General features: G+C 45.4%; 22 protein-coding genes and 1 pseudogene. 15 read left to right on the top strand and 8 right to left on the bottom strand.

What is annotated here, in order from left to right; translation table 11 throughout:
• Positions 1 to 44: 44 nt before the first annotated feature.
• The 5 genes from fbpC to SB724_RS05775 all read left to right on the top strand — a co-directional run bounded on the left by fbpC (position 45) and on the right by SB724_RS05775 (position 5,430).
• Positions 45 to 140 (top strand): Fur-regulated basic protein FbpC, encoded by a 96-nt coding sequence (fbpC, locus tag SB724_RS05795; RefSeq protein WP_025284905.1) that lies wholly within the window; start codon positions 45 to 47, stop codon positions 138 to 140.
• A 183-nt stretch (positions 141 to 323) separates the two neighbouring features.
• Positions 324 to 3,902 (top strand): dynamin GTPase, encoded by a 3,579-nt coding sequence (dynA, locus tag SB724_RS05790; protein WP_410570411.1) that lies wholly within the window; start codon positions 324 to 326, stop codon positions 3,900 to 3,902.
• 68 nt (positions 3,903 to 3,970) lie between these two features.
• Entirely contained in the window at positions 3,971 to 4,228 is a 258-nt protein-coding gene (locus tag SB724_RS05785) for a YpbS family protein (RefSeq protein WP_044802257.1), read from the top strand.
• A 76-nt stretch (positions 4,229 to 4,304) separates the two neighbouring features.
• Positions 4,305 to 4,448 carry a hypothetical protein gene (locus tag SB724_RS05780; protein ID WP_003153570.1) on the top strand — a complete coding sequence of 48 codons (144 nt, stop codon included), beginning with the start codon at positions 4,305 to 4,307 and terminating at the stop codon, positions 4,446 to 4,448.
• Positions 4,449 to 4,542: 94 nt separating this feature from the next.
• A complete protein-coding gene (locus tag SB724_RS05775) occupies positions 4,543 to 5,430 on the top strand; it encodes a 5'-3' exonuclease (RefSeq protein ID WP_029326135.1) in 888 nt (295 codons plus the stop codon).
• 5 nt (positions 5,431 to 5,435) lie between these two features.
• Here SB724_RS05775 and sspL read toward each other — a convergent pair whose 3' ends face one another.
• From sspL to SB724_RS05760, 3 genes are read right to left on the bottom strand one after another with little or no spacing between them, the layout of a single operon-like run.
• The gene (sspL, locus tag SB724_RS05770) at positions 5,436 to 5,564 is read right to left on the bottom strand and encodes a small, acid-soluble spore protein L (RefSeq protein WP_410570408.1); all 129 of its coding nucleotides are present in this window, start codon (positions 5,562 to 5,564) and stop codon (positions 5,436 to 5,438) included.
• A 51-nt stretch (positions 5,565 to 5,615) separates the two neighbouring features.
• Positions 5,616 to 6,008: a reverse transcriptase-like protein gene (locus SB724_RS05765; protein ID WP_174737814.1), complete on the bottom strand. Its 393-nt coding sequence runs from the start codon at positions 6,006 to 6,008 to the stop codon at positions 5,616 to 5,618.
• 6 nt (positions 6,009 to 6,014) lie between these two features.
• Positions 6,015 to 6,695 carry a queuosine precursor transporter gene (locus SB724_RS05760; protein ID WP_012117815.1) on the bottom strand — a complete coding sequence of 227 codons (681 nt, stop codon included), beginning with the start codon at positions 6,693 to 6,695 and terminating at the stop codon, positions 6,015 to 6,017.
• An 81-nt stretch (positions 6,696 to 6,776) separates the two neighbouring features.
• Here SB724_RS05760 and SB724_RS05755 point away from each other — a divergent pair, with 81 nt between their 5' ends.
• Both SB724_RS05755 and SB724_RS05750 read left to right on the top strand, forming a co-directional pair.
• Positions 6,777 to 7,448, top strand: coding sequence for a ribonuclease H family protein (locus SB724_RS05755; RefSeq protein ID WP_014418166.1), 672 nt, complete (start codon positions 6,777 to 6,779; stop codon positions 7,446 to 7,448).
• 2 nt (positions 7,449 to 7,450) lie between these two features.
• Complete coding sequence (locus tag SB724_RS05750; protein ID WP_003153581.1) at positions 7,451 to 7,633, top strand: zinc-finger domain-containing protein; 183 nt, start codon at positions 7,451 to 7,453, stop codon at positions 7,631 to 7,633.
• 26 nt (positions 7,634 to 7,659) lie between these two features.
• Here SB724_RS05750 and SB724_RS05745 read toward each other — a convergent pair whose 3' ends face one another.
• Positions 7,660 to 7,917, bottom strand: a complete 258-nt coding sequence (locus tag SB724_RS05745; RefSeq protein ID WP_007409519.1) for a DUF2564 family protein — start codon at positions 7,915 to 7,917, stop codon at positions 7,660 to 7,662.
• A 161-nt stretch (positions 7,918 to 8,078) separates the two neighbouring features.
• Here SB724_RS05745 and SB724_RS05740 point away from each other — a divergent pair, with 161 nt between their 5' ends.
• Complete coding sequence (locus SB724_RS05740) at positions 8,079 to 8,261, top strand: hypothetical protein (protein ID WP_003153585.1); 183 nt, start codon at positions 8,079 to 8,081, stop codon at positions 8,259 to 8,261.
• 53 nt (positions 8,262 to 8,314) lie between these two features.
• On the opposite strand, the gene cspD is transcribed toward SB724_RS05740, so the two are convergent.
• The 4 genes and pseudogenes from cspD to metA all read right to left on the bottom strand — a co-directional run bounded on the left by cspD (position 8,315) and on the right by metA (position 11,009).
• On the bottom strand, positions 8,315 to 8,515 hold the full coding sequence (cspD, locus tag SB724_RS05735) for a cold-shock protein CspD (RefSeq protein WP_003230776.1): 201 nt from the start codon (positions 8,513 to 8,515) through the stop codon (positions 8,315 to 8,317).
• A 15-nt stretch (positions 8,516 to 8,530) separates the two neighbouring features.
• Positions 8,531 to 8,642, bottom strand: a pseudogene (locus SB724_RS05730) (hypothetical protein); the annotation flags it as partial.
• Between the two features lie 94 nt (positions 8,643 to 8,736).
• Positions 8,737 to 9,879, bottom strand: a complete 1,143-nt coding sequence (locus SB724_RS05725) for a diglucosyl diacylglycerol synthase (RefSeq protein ID WP_032873307.1) — start codon at positions 9,877 to 9,879, stop codon at positions 8,737 to 8,739.
• A gap of 224 nt (positions 9,880 to 10,103) precedes the next feature.
• Positions 10,104 to 11,009: a homoserine O-acetyltransferase MetA gene (gene metA, locus SB724_RS05720; protein ID WP_265971516.1), complete on the bottom strand. Its 906-nt coding sequence runs from the start codon at positions 11,007 to 11,009 to the stop codon at positions 10,104 to 10,106.
• Between the two features lie 283 nt (positions 11,010 to 11,292).
• Between metA and SB724_RS05715 the strand changes: the two genes are divergently transcribed.
• The 7 genes from SB724_RS05715 (at position 11,293) to SB724_RS05685 (ending at position 17,722) form a co-directional block, all read left to right on the top strand.
• Positions 11,293 to 11,775 carry a glutathione peroxidase gene (locus SB724_RS05715; protein ID WP_265971517.1) on the top strand — a complete coding sequence of 161 codons (483 nt, stop codon included), beginning with the start codon at positions 11,293 to 11,295 and terminating at the stop codon, positions 11,773 to 11,775.
• Positions 11,776 to 11,786: 11 nt separating this feature from the next.
• Positions 11,787 to 12,395, top strand: coding sequence for an HD domain-containing protein (locus tag SB724_RS05710; protein WP_265971518.1), 609 nt, complete (start codon positions 11,787 to 11,789; stop codon positions 12,393 to 12,395).
• Between the two features lie 68 nt (positions 12,396 to 12,463).
• On the top strand, positions 12,464 to 13,597 hold the full coding sequence (locus SB724_RS05705) for a conserved virulence factor C family protein (protein ID WP_032873313.1): 1,134 nt from the start codon (positions 12,464 to 12,466) through the stop codon (positions 13,595 to 13,597).
• Between the two features lie 252 nt (positions 13,598 to 13,849).
• Positions 13,850 to 15,526 carry a dihydroxy-acid dehydratase gene (ilvD, locus tag SB724_RS05700; protein WP_410570404.1) on the top strand — a complete coding sequence of 559 codons (1,677 nt, stop codon included), beginning with the start codon at positions 13,850 to 13,852 and terminating at the stop codon, positions 15,524 to 15,526.
• Between the two features lie 81 nt (positions 15,527 to 15,607).
• On the top strand, positions 15,608 to 16,042 hold the full coding sequence (locus tag SB724_RS05695) for a BrxA/BrxB family bacilliredoxin (protein ID WP_003153619.1): 435 nt from the start codon (positions 15,608 to 15,610) through the stop codon (positions 16,040 to 16,042).
• 38 nt (positions 16,043 to 16,080) lie between these two features.
• The gene (locus SB724_RS05690) at positions 16,081 to 16,851 is read left to right on the top strand and encodes a class I SAM-dependent methyltransferase (protein WP_007612096.1); all 771 of its coding nucleotides are present in this window, start codon (positions 16,081 to 16,083) and stop codon (positions 16,849 to 16,851) included.
• Between the two features lie 262 nt (positions 16,852 to 17,113).
• On the top strand, positions 17,114 to 17,722 hold the full coding sequence (locus tag SB724_RS05685) for a YpjP family protein (RefSeq protein ID WP_007409526.1): 609 nt from the start codon (positions 17,114 to 17,116) through the stop codon (positions 17,720 to 17,722).
• The last annotated feature ends 66 nt before the right edge of the window (positions 17,723 to 17,788 follow it).

Here is a 17,788-nt window from a genome sequence, read left to right as displayed (position 1 = left end):
AGATGTAAATATGAAAATGATTCTCATTCAAGGTGGTGCCGAAAATGACAATGTTATTTTTATTTGCAGCCGTTTGTACATACAGTGTTTTAATTGGTTTCGTATTGAAAAAAGTTTCGAATAAATCGATGTCTTCTTAAACATCTGCGGTTTTTCCTGCCGCGGGTGTTTTTTCTTTATCAGCTGCCGATATCGGCGGCTTTTTTGCGTTTCCTGAAGAAAAGTGAGCCATTCTTGTGTAAAATGGGGGAGAGGTTTTTTTCAGAGCTTTCTAAAAATGAAAAACGTCATTTGATGCGACAGACACAAAGGGGTAAAGACACATGACAGAAGAAGAACGCCATAACAGGGAGATTTTCAGCAGAACGGGTGCCTTATACGCACAATTTTTGGATCATCAGGATAAAAAACGGGCCGATCAGCTCGCGGCCATTATGAAAAAAGCGGCTGATGAAGAGGTTTATATCGCGTTTACCGGGCATTATTCGGCCGGAAAGTCCTCTTTATTAAACACATTGCTCGGTGAAGACATACTGCCGACAAGCCCGATTCCTACAAGCGCCAACCTCGTTGTCATCCGGCACGGTGAAGATAAAGTCGTGCTTCATACGACGGACGGGGCTTATGCAGAAATTAAAGGAAGTTACGATAAAGAACAAGTGCAGCAATTCTGTAAAGATGGTGAGCAAATTGAGACGGTGGAAGTCTATGCCGGCTTTAAGGAGTCAGAGCCTTATGCGGCCTACATCGACACACCGGGAATTGATTCGACGGACGAAGCGCATTTTTTATCTGCGGCTTCGGTTCTCCATCAGGCTGACGCTTTATTTTACGTCGTTCATTATAATCACGTTCATTCAGAAGAAAATATGCTGTTTCTCAGCTCCATCAAAGACCGTATTCCGAATTTGTTTCTGATCGTCAACCAAATTGACAGACATGATGAAACTGAAACGAAGTTTGAAGAGTACCGCAGGCAGGTGGAAGATATGCTTGAAGGCGCGGGAATACCGAAAGAATCGCTTTTCTTTACGTCTGTCACTGAGCCTGACCATCCTTTAAACGGCTTGGAACAGCTGAAAAAACATCTGCAGAAGCTGAAACAGCAGGCAAAAACAAATTTATGGTCCTTAACGGAGAGAAAAGTTGCACACTTAGTCAAAGAGCATACAGAGATGCTCGTAAAAGATGATAAAAACGGCAGCGGAGAGCAGTTTGACAAACAAGAAGCACTTGTCCGTTCTGTTGAAGATGAGCTTAAAAAAGCCGTTCAACAGGCTGAAACAGCAGAGAAAGACATCAGAAAAGACGTGCAGAACATATTGCAAAACGCTAATCTGACACCCTTTGAGATGAGGGAGCTTGCATCTGCTTATATTGAATCACAGCAGCCCTCATTTAAAACCGGATTATTCTTTTCAAAAGCGAAAACTGCTTCGGAAAAAGAAAGAAGGCGTGCTGAATTTTTTGCCGATATTAAAAAAAGAACGGAAGGGGAAGCGGATTGGCATATTATCGACACATTTACGAAAGCGGCCAAGCGGTATGAAGCGGATTCGGACGAACTGATCAAGAAAATCCAGGCGTACCGCACACCGCTTTCTGACGATATCACCGCTCAGGCCCTTAAGCAGGGAGCGGCTTTTTCATCTGAATACGTATTAACTTATACGAAAGACCTTGCTGAAATGATCAGAAGGGAAGCCAAAAGACAGACAGCGGAACTCATTGAAGAGCTGACCGCTTATGTTCAGACAAAAAACGGACCGCTCATTGAGAACTTGAAAAACCGGCTCGAAAAAGAAAAGAAAATAAGGGATGAGCTCGCGCAATCGGCAAAAGAAGAACGCAATGCCTTGGAAAAAGCAGCCCGAGTCCGCGCTTTGTGGGAAGAAGAATTGACCTGTGATACGGGAAGCGGCGACTGGTATACGCGAAAAAAACGCCTTGCAAAAGCGCCCGTCCAAAAGAAACCAAAAGAGGCTGTACAGCATAAAGTAAGCAAGTCCGAAAAAAATGCGATGAAGGAACTTCCTATAAAAGAGCAGACTGATCGGTTCTATGAGCTTGCCGGGATTCTTGAATCCTCGAGCATATTAGGAAAACAGGCAGAAGCCTTTCGAAGCAGGATTGAGCGGCTTGAAAACCGCCAGTTTACCTTGGCGTTATTCGGCGGATTCAGTTCCGGTAAATCATCATTTGCAAATGCGCTTGTCGGTGAATACGTGCTTCCGTCATCACCGACGCCCACAACGGCTACGATCAACAAAATAACGAAACCGCAAGACGGCAAACCGCATAAATCTGCGGAGATCGTTTTTAAAACGGAGGAGGAGCTGGACGCTGAAATGCTTCAGCTGACTGAGCTGAAAGATGCTGAAGTAAAAGGGCGTTCACTGAAAGAGAGATGGAATTATGCCATTAAAAAGGGAAAAGTACCGGATGAACTTATCCCGGTGATTCAAACGATGCTGCAGGCGTTTGATACGTACGAAGAACAGATCCGTCAAAGGCTGACACTGACGGTGCCGGTTGAAGATTTAAAACCGTACGCAGCCGAAGAAAAAACGGCCTGCTGCGTAAAAGAAGTCACCGTGTATTATGATTCGCCTCTCACGCAAAAAGGCATCACCATTGTTGATACGCCGGGAGCAAGCAGTATAAACAAGCGCCATACGGAGCTTGCCTTTCAATATATAAAAGATGCTGACGCGTTCTTTTATATGACGTACTATCAGCATTCTTTTTCAAAAGGAGACAGGTCTTTTCTGAAGAAACTCGGCCTCGTCAAAGAATCATTCGGCATGGATAAAATGTTTTTTGTCATTAACGCCGCCGATCTGGCCAAAACCGAAAGCGAGCTGGAAACCGTCAAAGACTATGTCCGCTCAGAACTCTCAAAAGAGGGAATTAACCGGCCGAAATTATATCATGTCTCAAGTAAAGAAGAGCTTGCGGGTAAAAAAGAAGCTTTTTATAACAGGTTCTCTGATGTAAGAACCGGGCTTGAGCACTTTATTGAGGAAGATGTAATGAGGGCCAGCTGCGCCCAGCTGAAAACAGAGGCGGACAAATTGTGCGATATGGTGGAACAGCTTCACGTATCTCTTCACCAGTCGGCAGAAGAAAAAGAGAAAAAGAAACAGCGTCTGGAGTCTTCCTATGAAAAAGCTCTCGCTGACATTTCAAAGCGCCGTACGTCTGAGGTCATCATTCGAAAAGTGATGAAAGATACGGAAGAACAGCTCTATCACATTAAACATCGCCTGACGTTTTATGCGAATGATATGCTGAAAACCGCCTTCCATCCAGGCCTTCAAAACGGCGATTGGAAACAAAATATATCAGCGGCGCTGAATGAAGCGCTCAAGGAATTCCGTTTTGAATATATTCAAGAGCTGAAAACGCTCGATATCCGGATGACCGGTTTTATTGAGCACCATATGACTGAGGAATGGATGGAAAACTGTCAGAAGAAGCTTATGGAAGACGGAGATTTCTCCATTTATGTCAGCGGTGAAAACGAATTTGCCGTTCAGCTGAAAGAGGTCGCTCCGGTCATTGACGTCTCGGCATTCTCACATCACGTAAAGGAAATTAAATCACCGAAGCAGTTTTTTGAACAGAACGGAAAAGCAGCGTTTGTAGAAGGGCTCAGGCTCAGCCTGCAAAAAGTGACAGAAAAGTGGCTTGAACAGGAGAAAGAAAGCCTTTCAGAGCGATATGCTGAGCAGGTGCGCCGTCTGCAAGAAGACATGGCGGATAAAAGCCTGTCCCAGATCCGCGAGCAGCGGGACACTTATTTACAAGGTCTTGCGGAAAATACGAGTGCAAGGGAAATTGAACACCTTTACGAAGCCGAAAAAGCATGGAAAAAGAAAGATGAAATGCTGAAAATTTAAAAATCCGGTTGGCGGGCAGATAACAGTCGTGGTAGACTAAAATGAAAAAAAGCGAGATGAAACCTTTTATGTCAGAAGTCCATAAAGCAATTTCAGCACATTCCGCAAAACAGCATCAGCATGTCAAAACATTTGTACAGCTTGATTATGAGCGTGAACAGGCCATTGAAGAAGCCATTGTAAAATGCAGACAGAATCAACCGTTCACGACAGATGCCATCAATGGCATCACCGCAAAAATGAACCAGCTGGCGAAAAAGGGCATCGTGCCGCAAAGACGATTCGTAAGTGAAGAGATGGTGAAAGAATTCGTCAGCAGACAGTAATGGATGAACCTGCCGCGTGTGTCATCAGCGCTTGCTGTACATACTATCCGTATCTTCTCTAAAGGGGGATATGACCATGGGCAGAACAAAACTGGGAAACAGAAATGCTCAGCAGAATAACAATGCCAAAAAGAAAAACGGCTTCGGACAGAAATTTGATTCTTATGCCGGCCGTGAAGCTGAAAAGCTGATGGCAAGCAATAAAAGACACGGTGAGTAAACGTGACGGCAGCATCTTCCAAATGGGGGGATGCTGTTTTTTTACCGCCTTCTTTGGTAAAATAGGAACATTGAATAAAAAGGAGTATCGATATATGAATAATAAATTACTGCTCGTTGACGGTATGGCGCTTTTGTTCCGCTCATTTTTCGCGACGGCCGTTCATCGCAATTTTATGATAAATGAAAACGGAATTCCCACAAACGGAGTCAACGGTTTTTTAAAGCATCTTATTACAGCGGTTGATACGTTTCAGCCCACACATGTCGTCTGCTGCTGGGATATGGGAAGCAAAACGTACCGTAATGATTTGTTTCAAGATTATAAAGCCAACAGAAGCGAACCGCCGCTAGAGCTGATTCCGCAATTTGATCTAGCGAAAGAAGCAGCGCGAGAGCTCGGTTTTTTAAACATCGGCATAAAAGGCTATGAGGCGGATGACTGTATCGGTACGCTTTCTGCTCTATTTTCCGGGGAAGCGGAAATTACGATTGTAACGGGTGATAAAGATCTGCTTCAATTGCTGAATCATCAAGTTCAAGTAGCGCTGCTGCAAAAGGGTATCGGCAATTATAAGGTATATACAGATGAGATATTCAGAGAAGAAACGGGAGTTCCGCCAAAAGCGCTGATTGACATTAAGGCGCTGATGGGAGACACGAGCGATAACTATCCCGGCGTTAAAGGGATCGGGGAAAAAACGGCGTACAAGCTGATCCGTGAATATCAAAACATAGACCGCTTATTAGAAAGCCTTGCTCTCTTGCCGAAGGGCCAGCAAACGAAAATTCAGCAAAGCTTGAAAGAATTGGAGCTGTCAAGGCAGCTTGCTGAAATACATTGCGAGGTGCCGTTAGTCTGTACGCTTGAAGAAGCGCTTTTTTCATTGAAGATGGAAGAGGCGGCATTCATGCTCAGACGTCATCAGATAAAAGGAATTGAAAGGATGCTCGAAAAGCTGAACGCCAGAGAGATCAGCTGATCCCTCTAGCGTTTTGTATTGCTTTTTTTTGCGTTGTTTTCAAGGGCTGATTTCGGGTCTTTATGCGCATTTCCTTCCAAATTTCCCTGAGGATTCACGCCCCCGGTCAGCCTGCCTTTATTTTCTTTTCTCATAGCTGTTCACCTCATTTGTAGGATGAACAGAGAGACGCAATTTCATTCCGGTTATTTATTCAGCCGAATCGCTTTTTTTGCGAGCTGATCGGCTGTTTGGTTTTGTCTGCCGGGAATCCACTTAATGAAAAACAATGGAAACCCGGCCTTTAAGCGGGTGATTTCGTCAACAAACGGCTGGAAAGCCTTGTTTTTAACCGCTTCAAGATCTGCGGCCCGCTCCACGATATCCGAATCCGTCCGGAATGACACGGACTCAAATCCGCGGGCGGCACACAGCTTCATTCCTTCAATTAAAGCGAGAAATTCAGCTTCCTGATTTGAATGGTCGCCGATCGGAATTGAGAAAGATTCTGTTTTCCCGTCATGTTTAATAAAAATACCGATACCGGACGGGCCCGGGTTTCCGGCGCTTGCACCGTCTACATAAATTTCAGCGGGCATCATCCGTCACTCTCCATTCGGTGTCATTCGTTTTGCCGCATACGCATAAGGGACAGAAATGAGTGATACCGCAAATTTAATCAGGTAAGTTGAAATGAAGATGCTGAACCATACGCCCGCGGAATAAACGCCGATAAAGGCCACGGCAGTGAAGATAAATGTATCCAGCAGCTGGCTGAGCGCCGTGCTTCCGCTGTTTCTGAGCCAGAGAAGCCTGTCTGAAGGAAAGATTCTCCGAATGGCTGAATATACATAAACATCTATCGTTTGGCTGAAAATAAAAGCCAAGAGGCTTCCGAGCGCAACACGCGGCAGAAAACCGAAAATCGTCTCAAGGGCAGGCTGTGCGATATCTGACGCAGCCGGTTTATATAAAAGAGCCCCCTGCATGGCGCATGTCAAAGCGAGCAGAGTGGAAAACCCGAGCCACACGGCTTTGCGCGCTTCCCTGGGACCGTATTTTTCATTCAGCACATCCGTTGCGAAGAAAACGGTGCCGTACATGATATTTCCCAGTGTCGCCGTAAGCCCGAACAGCTCGACTGTTTTGACAACCTGCAAGTTGGCGCACACCGTGGCGAAACCGATCCATACGAATAGGCCCGTTTTGCCAAATCCTTTATAAAACAGAAGAACAATGATAAAATGAATGACCGCAAATAAGATCCATAACACATCGTTAAACAAAACCTGCTGACTTCCTTTCAATTTGAGAATGGTTTGATTATAGCACACGCCCGTCAACTAATGAATGGTAAGGTGATTTCAATGAATCTTAAGCCGTATATCGAAATAGAAGCAAAAGGAACAGGCCCTGTCGCGTTTTTTTCCGAAGATTGGCTGACCGTTCCGAAAGCGCGCATGCTTGCAAGAGAAGTCAGCCGCTTTCCTTATATAAAAGACATTTATTTTGAGGATGAAAAAGGCGCGAGCTGGACGCTTAAAGAATTAGAAAAGCTTACTGAAGAGCTTGCGCACGAACCTGACGACATTACAGTGTATTTCGACGGCGGCTTTGACAAAACAAGCGGACGCGCCGGACTGGGAATTGTCGTGTATTATTCTCTCGGCGGCAAGCGGCACCGCATACGGAAAAACAAAAGCTTAACGCTTCAGACGAACAATGAGGCGGAATATGCCGCTTTGTACGAAGCCCTTAAGGAAGTGCAGGAACTTGGCGCAAGCAGAAATTCAATCACGATAAGAGGGGATTCCCTCGTCGTTTTGCATCAGCTTGACGGCAGCTGGCCGTGTTATGATGAAACGCAAAACGAATGGCTGGATAAAATTGAAGCGCTGCTCGAATCCTTAAAGCTGACACCGACATATGAAGCCGTAAACCGAAAGGAAAATCAAGAAGCGGATGACCTTGCCAGAAAAATTCTCTCGGACCGGCAGATTGAAAGCCGCATAACATTAGAAGGTAACGGAGATGACTGATATTGGATAAAAAAAGCATTTATAAAGAATTGACTGAGCTTCAGGATGAATATTGCAAAGACTGTTTCGTAAAAAAGCATTTCCGCAAAGAGTTTGGAAAAACGCACGCTCATTCTTTCTGCATCAACCAATGCACGGTGGGGGAGAAGCTGAAAGCCTACGGCAAGGTGCTGACAAATCAATAAAAAATAAAACCGCAGTTTCTGCGGTTTTATTTTTCGAATTCATCGAGCTGATGCTGGCAATCGTCGAGAAGCATTCGCTGCTTTTGCAGAAAATCCTGGTCGAGAGCTTGCAGTTCACTGGATTGTGACATCGTTCTGGCATCCTGAATCGCCTGGTAAGCAGATTCCACCAAAGTTGAATTTTGGCCCCGGGTAGCCGCTCCCGTTGTTTTCTGGGCCGTTTCTACCGCTAATTCAAGCTGGCGTTTATCCGTCAGTCCGTTTGGAAAAAATTCAGAGTCCATTAAAAAACACCTCCGCAAATAGTTTGGAGATTTTTTTTTAGAAATATGTACGGAAAATAGAAAAAATATATAAAATGAGCCGATATAACTATTGAACCTGATTAATTAGGGCTTAATCACTATTATTCAGGGTATCTTGGGAGAGAAGGGAAAAACCAGCCGTGAATGATAATGATTTAAAAACAATCCTTCAGCAGACATTTAAAGAAATATACGGTGATTTGGGAAGTTTAGCGGAAATGGCGAAAAAAGGAATGCCGTCAATGGAGAAACAAATTGAAGAAATCGAGCAGCGCTGCAAGCAGAATCTTGTCGCAATTGAGATTCAGACGGCAATCAAATAGGAGAGGCATACGCCTCTCCTCTATTTGTGTCATCTGATCAACATGTATTGAGTTTAGAGTTTTACAACATTAGAAGCTTGAGGTCCACGATTACCTTCGACAATTTCAAAAGAAACTTCTTGTCCTTCTTCTAATGATTTGTATCCGTCTCCTTCGATAGCAGTGAAGTGAACAAATACGTCGTCTCCGCCTTCAACTTCGATGAAGCCGAATCCTTTTTCGTTATTGAACCATTTTACTTTACCGTTTTGCATATTGCTTAATTCCTCCTAGTACTGTAGCACCTTCGTGCTAAAAAAAATTTTGTCATCATTCAACCGTACGTATGTTTACGTTGTTAAATGATGGTTCAACTATACACCATATGGGAGCGGGCGTCAAGCGGCCGCTCTCTATTTTTCATCTTTATTTTTCCAGTGACAAAGCTTATCCGGAAAAAAACAAAAAGCACACGAATCGTCCGTGTGCTTTTCTCTTACGATAATGCCATATCCGCCTTTTCGGCCATCAGTTCAGATTCTTTTATAATGTCCTGCAAAATGACTTCAGAGGAGTTAGGGAGGTGAAGGCTTTTAATATTGTCCTTCATCCGGTTCAGCTTCTCCTCATCCGCAAGAAGGGAGGTGACAGACTCTAAAATTTCTTCGTGGCGGTTGACCACGACAGCCGCACCGCGATCTTCAAAGAAAATGGCGTTTTCCTTTTCCTGTCCGGGAACCGGTTTGTACAAAATAACGGGTACTCCGATCGCCGTCGCTTCCGTCAGTGTGATGCCGCCCGGTTTCGTAATCATGCAGTCCGTAATACGGAACAGCTCGTCAATTCTTTCTACATAGCCCAGCACTTTCAGCCGGTCGGCATTGTCACCTTCCAAGCTGCTGAGGGATTCTTTCAGCGAGCTGTTTTTGCCGCATACCACCACAACCTGCACCTGATCGTCATGAACGAGATTTTCGCACAGTTCTTTTACGTTTTTCAGCACACCATGCGCTCCCGCCATAATAAGAAGAACTTTTTTGTCGGGAGAGAGATTGTATTTTTTATAAATCGGCTCTTTCGGCATCGATTCCTCGAATTGAGGCCTGATGGGAATGCCCGTGATCTTTACGTTGTTCGGGTGAGTGCCGATTTCAATCAGTTTTTCCTTCACGTAATCTGTGGCGACATAATATTTATCAACATTTTCATGAACCCAGATTTTGTGAAGGCAGAAATCGGTCATAACGTTGAACGTCGGGATCACTTTTCCGGTTCTCCGTCTGTATTCCGGTACGACAATCATCGGAAATGTATTGATAATAATGTCCGGCTTATGCTCTTCGACGAGCTGGCCTAAACGTTTATTTCCCATTTTAAAATAAATATTGAATTTGCGTTTATTATAGATTTTGTCAACTCCGTAATAAAACAAACGATAAAACTGTTTCCCGATTGAGAAGCTTTTTAAATAAAGGTATTGAGTAACCTCTGAAACAATCGGATTTGACTCTTGATACAAATTGGAAACCGTCACATCTAAGCCGAGACGCAGACACTGTTCGTAGAGCGTTTTGGCCACTTGAACATGCCCGTTTCCGTAATTTGCAGTCAAAATTAATACTTTTTTATTGGTATTCAAGTAAATTCACCTCAATGTAATCAACAACAAGCAAGCTTCATGCATCGTAAGGAGTTATTGTCTATAGATAAACATAACACAAGTGCATCATTTTATAATAAGCGCGGCAACATATTTAAACTAAATTTAATTGATATGTTCCATTATTTTAAAGTTTTGTTATACGCATACTGAATCAAGAGTATTTTATCATATTTTTGTCACCGTATCACTCAAAACAAAAATTAATCCCATTCATACGGGGTTTCCTGATATACGTAATAATTCAGCCAATTCATAAACAATAACGTTGCATGAGCTTTCCAGCGGTTAACAGGTTCTTTCCCGCCGGGTGCAAAATAGTGCCTAGGAGCTTCTACGTTTGAAAGATTTCTCTCTATGTCTCTCTCATACTCCTGAAGTAGCGTATCGGTATCATATTCCGGATGACCCGTTAAGAAAATCTGTTTTTCGTCTTTTGAAACGATTAAACAGACCCCCGCTTCCTCTGAAACGCTGAGCACATCCAGATCCGAAGCCGATTGCAGCTGCTCCGTATTAATATCTGTATGCCGTGAGTGGGGCACATAGTATAGCTCGTCAAATCCTCTTACCAATCTCTCATGTTTTTTAAGAACGGTATGCTCAAACACACCGAAGATTTTTTTCGGCAGCTCCACTTTCTCAATGCCGTAATGATAGTATAAACCGGCTTGAGCGCCCCAGCAGATATGGAGGGTTGAAGTGACATTCGTTTTGCTCCATTCCATGATTTCCTTCAATTCTTCCCAGTAAGAAACATCTTCAAACGGCAGGTGCTCAATCGGAGCTCCGGTAATAATCATTCCGTCAAACCGTTTGTGGCGGATGCTGGAAAAATCCGTATAAAATTCATCCAGATGCTGCCTTGCCGTATTTTTTGGAGTATGTGTGCTCGGAATTAAGAACGTAAAGTGAACTTGTAAAGGTGAATTCCCAAGCATCCTGAGGAGCTGGGTTTCCGTTTGGATTTTTTTCGGCATCAGATTTAAAATCACGATCTTCTGCGGCCGGATATCCTGATGAAAAGCCCGGCTTTCATCCATTACAAAGATGTGTTCACTTTCAAGCACCTGCTTAGCAGGCAGGTGATTTGGTATATTAATAGGCAACATGCCACCTCCGTTATTCCCCGTTAATTTTCTTCATTATAGAAATTTTTAAGCCATTTTTCAATCCATCCCGGCGTAATAAACCGCATTTAACGCATAATGACAGGGATAAAAGCGGCAAATGGGCATAAATTCGGAGCGGCTCTTTATTATGACGGGTAAAGAGCCGTTTGGTTCCTCGTAAAAAACGTTTTCCGTTAAATGGAAGGAAAAAGCGGTTTCCGTTTGTTTTGCAGTGTAAAACAGGTAAAATAAATGAAGAATGTAAAAAGGAGGGCCGCAGATGACAATTTACGATATAAACGTACGGACCATAACAGGCGAAGACATGACACTATCGGCTTACAGAGGTAAGGTGATGATCATTGTGAATACAGCAAGCAAATGCGGGTTCACATCCCAGCTCAAGCAGCTTCAGGAGCTCTATGATACATATCGGGAGGAAGGTCTTGAAATATTGGGATTTCCCTGCAACCAATTCATGAACCAAGAACCTGGAAACGAAGCGGAAATTCAAGAGTTCTGTGTGAAAAACTACGGAGTCACATTCCCGATGTTTGCGAAAGTTGATGTCAATGGAGCAGACGCTCATCCTCTCTTCACATATCTGACGGAAAAGGCGAAGGGGATGCTCGGCACAAAAGCGGTCAAATGGAATTTCACTAAGTTTATCGTGGACCGAAACGGTGAAGTCACCGGGCGTTTTTCACCGAACGTCAACCCAAAAGAGCTTGAAGATACGGTGCAGAGGCTTTTGGCCCAATAAGAGGTGATACGGTGAACGAAAAAGAGCAGCTGGAAAGCGTCAGGAATTGGGTCAGAGAAAAGCTTATCAATGAACGAACGGGCCATGACTGGCTTCATATTTCCCGGGTCGCAACACTTTCTGTTTATATGGCAAAAGAAGAAGGCGCCGACTTATTTATCACTGAGACGGCCGCGCTGGTTCATGATCTGATTGACGCCAAGCTCGAAAAAAGCGAAAGGCTGACGGCAGGCGAAGTGACAGAACGGCTGGCTGCTTTCAACATCGCGGATGGCTCCATTCAGGAGATCGCGGATATTATCACGAGAATGTCATTCAGACACAGGGAACTGCTGAAAAAGCGGCCGCTTTCATTGGAGGGGAAAGTTGTTCAGGATGCAGACATGCTTGATGCGATCGGCGCAGCGGGCATCGGCAGGGCTTTTATGTTTGCCGGCGCGAAGGGTCATCCGATGTACGGAACTCAAACAAGTGTGCTGGCCCATATAGAGGATAAATTAATCAAGCTTAAAGGCTTAATGAATACAAAAGCGGGGGCCGGTTTAGCAGAGGAGCGGCATCAATTTCTTTTGCAGTTCGCCGCCCGTATCCAAAAAGAGGCCGGCATTTGCAAAAGCTGAGCGGCGCAATAGAACGCTTGTGCCGACTATGTTAGAATAAGTGTCAGATTGCGCATAGGAGGACCAATATGAAGATTAAATCAATAGAACCGACGCCGAGTCCGAACACGATGAAAGTGATTTTGACTGAAGAGCTTCCGGCAGGGAAAAGCAACAATTACAAGCCCGATCAGGCAGATGATGCTCCGGCTGTCGTACGTGATATTTTAAACATTGAAGGAGTAAAGGGCGTTTATCACGTTGCCGATTTCCTGGCTGTGGAGAGAAACGCCCGTTTTGACTGGAAGGAAATTCTGCCTCAGGTCCGTTCCGCCTTCGGAATGGAACATACGGAGCAGTCTGAGAGCCGTTCTGAACAGGAATCGTTCGGTGAAGTGAAGGTTTTCGTACAAATGTTCAGCGGAATCCCGATGCAGGTCAAATTGACGGACGGCGAACGTGAAGAGCGCTTCGGCCTTCCGGAACGTTTCCAAGAAGCCATTTTAAAGCTGCGTTCCGAAGCTTCAAATGTTGTATTTGAGCGGGCTTGGAAAGAACAAGGCGTGCGCTTCGGGGATTTTACCGAAATCGGACACGATGTCACAGAAGAGCTTCAGGCCGCCTACAGTGATGAGCGGCTCAAACGTCTGACAGAAGCAGCCGCACAGCAAAAGGGTGAGGCCAAACCGGCAGTGCAGCGGAAAGCTTATAAAGTGACATTGGAGATGCTTGATGATGAAGACTGGAAACAGCGCTATGCCCATCTTGAGCAAATGGATCCGGATGAAGACGATTTACCAGTATTGGAAAAGGCGCTGCATGATCCGAAGACTTCGATCAGAAGACAAGCCGTCGTTTATTTGGGAATGATCGAAAAACCGTCTGTGCTTCCGCTGTTATACAAAGCGCTTGAAGACAAAACGGTGACGGTCAGAAGGACGGCGGGTGACTGTCTGTCGGATCTCGGCGATGCGAGCGCCATCCCGGCCATGATGAAATCGCTCAGTGACTCAAGTAAGCTTGTGCGCTGGCGCGCGGCCATGTTTTTATATGAAGTCGGCGATGAAAGCGCGCTGGAAGCATTAAAAGCGGCGGAAGACGATCCTGAATTCGAAGTAAGCCTGCAAGTCAAAATGGCGATTGAACGGATTGAGCACGGAGAAGAGGCGAAAGGTTCAGTCTGGAAACAGATGACTGAAAGCAGAAAAAAAGAACAGTTATAACAAAAAGGTGCGCCATGCACCTTTTTTATTTGAATTCACTTTTTATAAAAATTATTTAGAATATTGTTGAAAAATGATTCAAAACTCTATATAGTAAGTACAATATTAATTGTTGGAGGGTTTTTATCGAAATACAGAAAGAATAGAAAAGCGAGACAGGGCAAAGACACTGTAAAATTTGCAGAACACGCCCTAGAATAAACTGAAAATTTTAAAAATAATGTACAGTCTAAAAACAGTAGGGGGATCACCATGGCAGAATTACGCAGCAACATGATCACACAGGGAATTGACAGAGCGCCGCACCGCAGCCTTCTTCGCGCTGCCGGCGTAAAAGAAGAAGACTTCGGCAAACCGTTTATCGCGGTCTGTAATTCATACATCGATATCGTTCCCGGGCATGTTCACCTGCAGGAATTTGGAAAAATCGTAAAAGAAGCAATCAGGGAAGCGGGCGGTGTGCCTTTTGAATTTAACACGATCGGAGTAGATGACGGAATCGCGATGGGGCATATCGGCATGAGATATTCGCTGCCGAGCCGCGAAATCATTGCCGATTCAGTTGAAACGGTTGTCTCGGCTCACTGGTTTGACGGAATGGTCTGCATTCCGAACTGCGACAAAATTACGCCGGGAATGCTGATGGCGGCTATGCGGATTAATATTCCGACCATTTTTGTCAGCGGGGGGCCGATGGCAGCCGGCCGCACAAGCGACGGCCGCAAAATTTCGCTTTCTTCAGTATTTGAAGGCGTCGGCGCATATCAAGCCGGGAAAATCGGTGAAAGCGACCTGCAGGAGCTGGAACAGTTCGGCTGCCCGACGTGCGGATCTTGTTCGGGCATGTTTACGGCAAACTCCATGAACTGTCTGTCTGAAGCGCTCGGTCTGGCGCTTCCGGGCAACGGAACAATTCTAGCAACTTCACCGGAAAGAAGAGAGTTTGTGAGAAAATCAGCGGCCCAATTGATGGAGACCATCAAAAAAGACATTAAGCCGCGCGATATCGTCACCGAAAAAGCGATTGACAACGCATTTGCGTTAGACATGGCTCTCGGCGGCTCAACCAACACAGTGCTACATACGCTTGCGCTTGCCAATGAAGCTGGGGTTGAGTACTCTTTAGAACGCATTAACGAAGTGGCTGAACGAGTGCCTCACTTATCGAAATTGGCGCCGGCCTCGGACGTCTTCATTGAGGATCTGCACGAAGCGGGCGGAGTCTCGGCGGCCCTTAATGAATTGGCGAAAAAAGAAGGAGCGCTTCATCTTGACGCGCTGACTGTAACAGGCCGCACACTCGGAGAAACAATTGCGGGTCATGAAGTAAAGGATTATGACGTGATTCATCCGATTGACAATCCGTTTACCGAAAAAGGCGGTTTGGCCGTCCTATTTGGGAATCTGGCTCCGGACGGCGCCATTATCAAAACAGGCGGCGTACAGGACGGGATTACAAGACATGAAGGGCCCGCTGTCGTCTTTGATTCCCAGGAAGCCGCGCTTGAAGGCATTATAAACCGCAAAGTAAAAGAAGGAGATGTTGTCATTATCCGTTATGAAGGGCCAAAGGGCGGCCCGGGCATGCCGGAGATGCTTGCTCCGACGTCTCAGATTGTCGGAATGGGGCTTGGACCGAAAGTGGCGCTTATTACAGACGGGCGTTTTTCAGGAGCGTCCCGGGGCCTTTCAATCGGGCACGTATCGCCTGAAGCGGCTGAAGGCGGCCCGCTCGCATTCGTAGAAAACGGCGACCATGTCATCGTTGACATAGAAAAACGGATTTTGGACATACAAGTGGCTGAAGAAGAATGGGAAAAACGCAAGGCCGAATGGAAAGGCTTCGAGCCGAAAGTAAAAACAGGATATCTAGCCCGGTATTCCAAACTCGTAACAAGCGCCAATACAGGCGGAATCATGAAAATATAAAACAGAGGCCTGAACAATTGAATTCCGGCCCCCTCTATAGTATCCTTGACTTCATATAAGGATTTTAGAGGGGGCTTTTTTATGTCAATGGCTTATGAAGAATATATGCGCCAGCTGGTCGTGCCGATGCGCCGTGAGCTGACGGGTGCGGGTTTTCAGGAATTAACGACTGCTGAAGAAGTAGAAAGCTTTATGGAACAGGCAGAGGGCACGACATTGGTCGTTGTCAACTCCGTGTGCGGCTGTGCAGCCGGTCTTGCCCGTCCGGCTGCGACTCAGGCTGTTTTACAGCATGAAAAAGCGCCTGATCATACGGTTACCGTATTTGCCGGTCAAGATAAAGACGCAACTGCAAAAATGCGTGAATATTTTACGGGGCAGGAACCTTCCTCGCCTTCAATGGCGCTGTTAAAAGGGAAAGAGGTCGTTCATTTTATTCCCCGCCACGAAATCGAAGGGCATGACATGGAGGAAATTATGAAAAATCTGACGGATGCCTTCGATGCGCACTGCTGAAATGCCCGAATTCCGGGCATTTTCTTTTTGGAGAAAAGATGATCACAACGAGTTACAGACCAAGCGAATATACGATACACACAGCGCAGTCGCTCAGTGTCAAGCTGGGTGACACTTACTGCAGCCGCAATAAACAGCCCATTGAAAAAATGCTGGAACGAGCGGCTGGCGATCTTTTAGTCATCGGAAAGGAACGGTTCGAACTTTACACGAAGCAAGGGGAGAAGTTCTTTTTTCACCCGAATACAGCGATGTTCCGCGCAAAGCGGTTTTTGAGAGGTGAAGCCGAGCCGTTGTTAAAAGCAGCCGGATTACGCGAAGGGGATTCCTTTTTAGATTGTACGCTCGGCCTGGCATCCGATGCGATTTTGGCAAGCCTGGCAGTCGGAAAAAGCGGACAAGTCATCGGCCTGGAGAAAAACAAGCTTGTCTCATTGCTTGTAGAAACAGGGCTTCAAACGTGGGAAACCGGAATGGAGCAGCTCCAAACCGCCATGAAACGCATTCAGGTCAAACATGCCGACTGCGCCGATTATTTGCGGGAGCTTCCTGATTCATCGGTAGATGTCATTTATTTTGACCCGATGTTTCACGAACCTGTTGAAACGTCAGACGGCATTGCACCGCTCCGCGCGTTGGCAGAAGAGGGTTTTAACGAAGAGTGCATCACGCAAGCCGTCCGGGCGGCGAAAAAATGCGTAGTGCTTAAAGACCATTGGAAAAGCCCGCGGTTTGAACGATACGGCTTCAAGGTGCTGAAAAGAAAGACGGCGCTTTTCCACTTTGGTGTCATCCATGTGAGCTCATGATATCATGGGCTTCTTTTTCGTTAATCAGTGATTTCCATAACGACAAAATAAAGCAGCGTGAGAAGTGATACAGTCGCAAATAAAGCGTTAATCATCTCATCCCCTCCTTTTTCTCCTTCTTATTGTAAGCGGTTTATCCGCTCGGTCACAGTTACCAATTTCCCATATTGCATGATAATACGCTGCCGGACATGACGCCGCGCTTTCATCTATGCTAAAATAAAGGAAAAGAGGACAATAAAACAGAGGGGAACAATCTGTCATGAAATTGTGGATGAAAAAGACCCTTGTGGTTCTGTTTACCATTGTAACGTTCGGACTCGTGTCTCCTCCGGCTGCTTTGATGACAGACAAGCCTTCAGGACAGTCGAGCAGTCTTGAGCAGAATGATTACACCGCTTTTTATGATGAACACGCCCTGCCGGGAGAAGAGAAGGCAGGGCGGGAGCCTGAATTACTGTTTCAATCGTATCAGCAGCAGCTTCTCGGTGATGCTGAAAATCAATCATTTTTAAAATTCGGCAGCAAAATCTCTCCGGTCATTGAAGATGATTACAGAAGTGAAATTCTGCCGAAAATCGAAGATGTGATCACAGGACATTTGGCCAAGTTTCAAGATGATGAAGCGTATCAGGATGTGGTTATTTCCAGCAAACCGTCGGCCGGAAAAACTGAAAAAATTTTTCATGTGTATAACAGGCTGACGGGTGAAGATCTTTTAAGGTTCCACGTCCGCCGGGATCATCCTCCGCAAGACGGCTACTGGTTTAATTTTCATTACCATACCGCTGAAGACGGATTTCAATCACATCATGAGCTCGGCAGCATTTACTGGGACCGCAATACGCCGCCTGACTGGATGAGCGTGTAATAGCGAGAAGAAATAAAAAAATCATTTCTGAGAAATTTTGCAGAAATGATTTTTTATTGTGTTACA

This window comes from Bacillus sp. SIMBA_031 (assembly GCF_046535225.1).
GTDB classification, from domain to species: domain Bacteria; phylum Bacillota; class Bacilli; order Bacillales; family Bacillaceae; genus Bacillus; species Bacillus velezensis.
The sequence above is the reverse complement of the archived record's forward strand: the minus strand, read 5'-3'. Positions and strand labels throughout refer to the sequence as shown.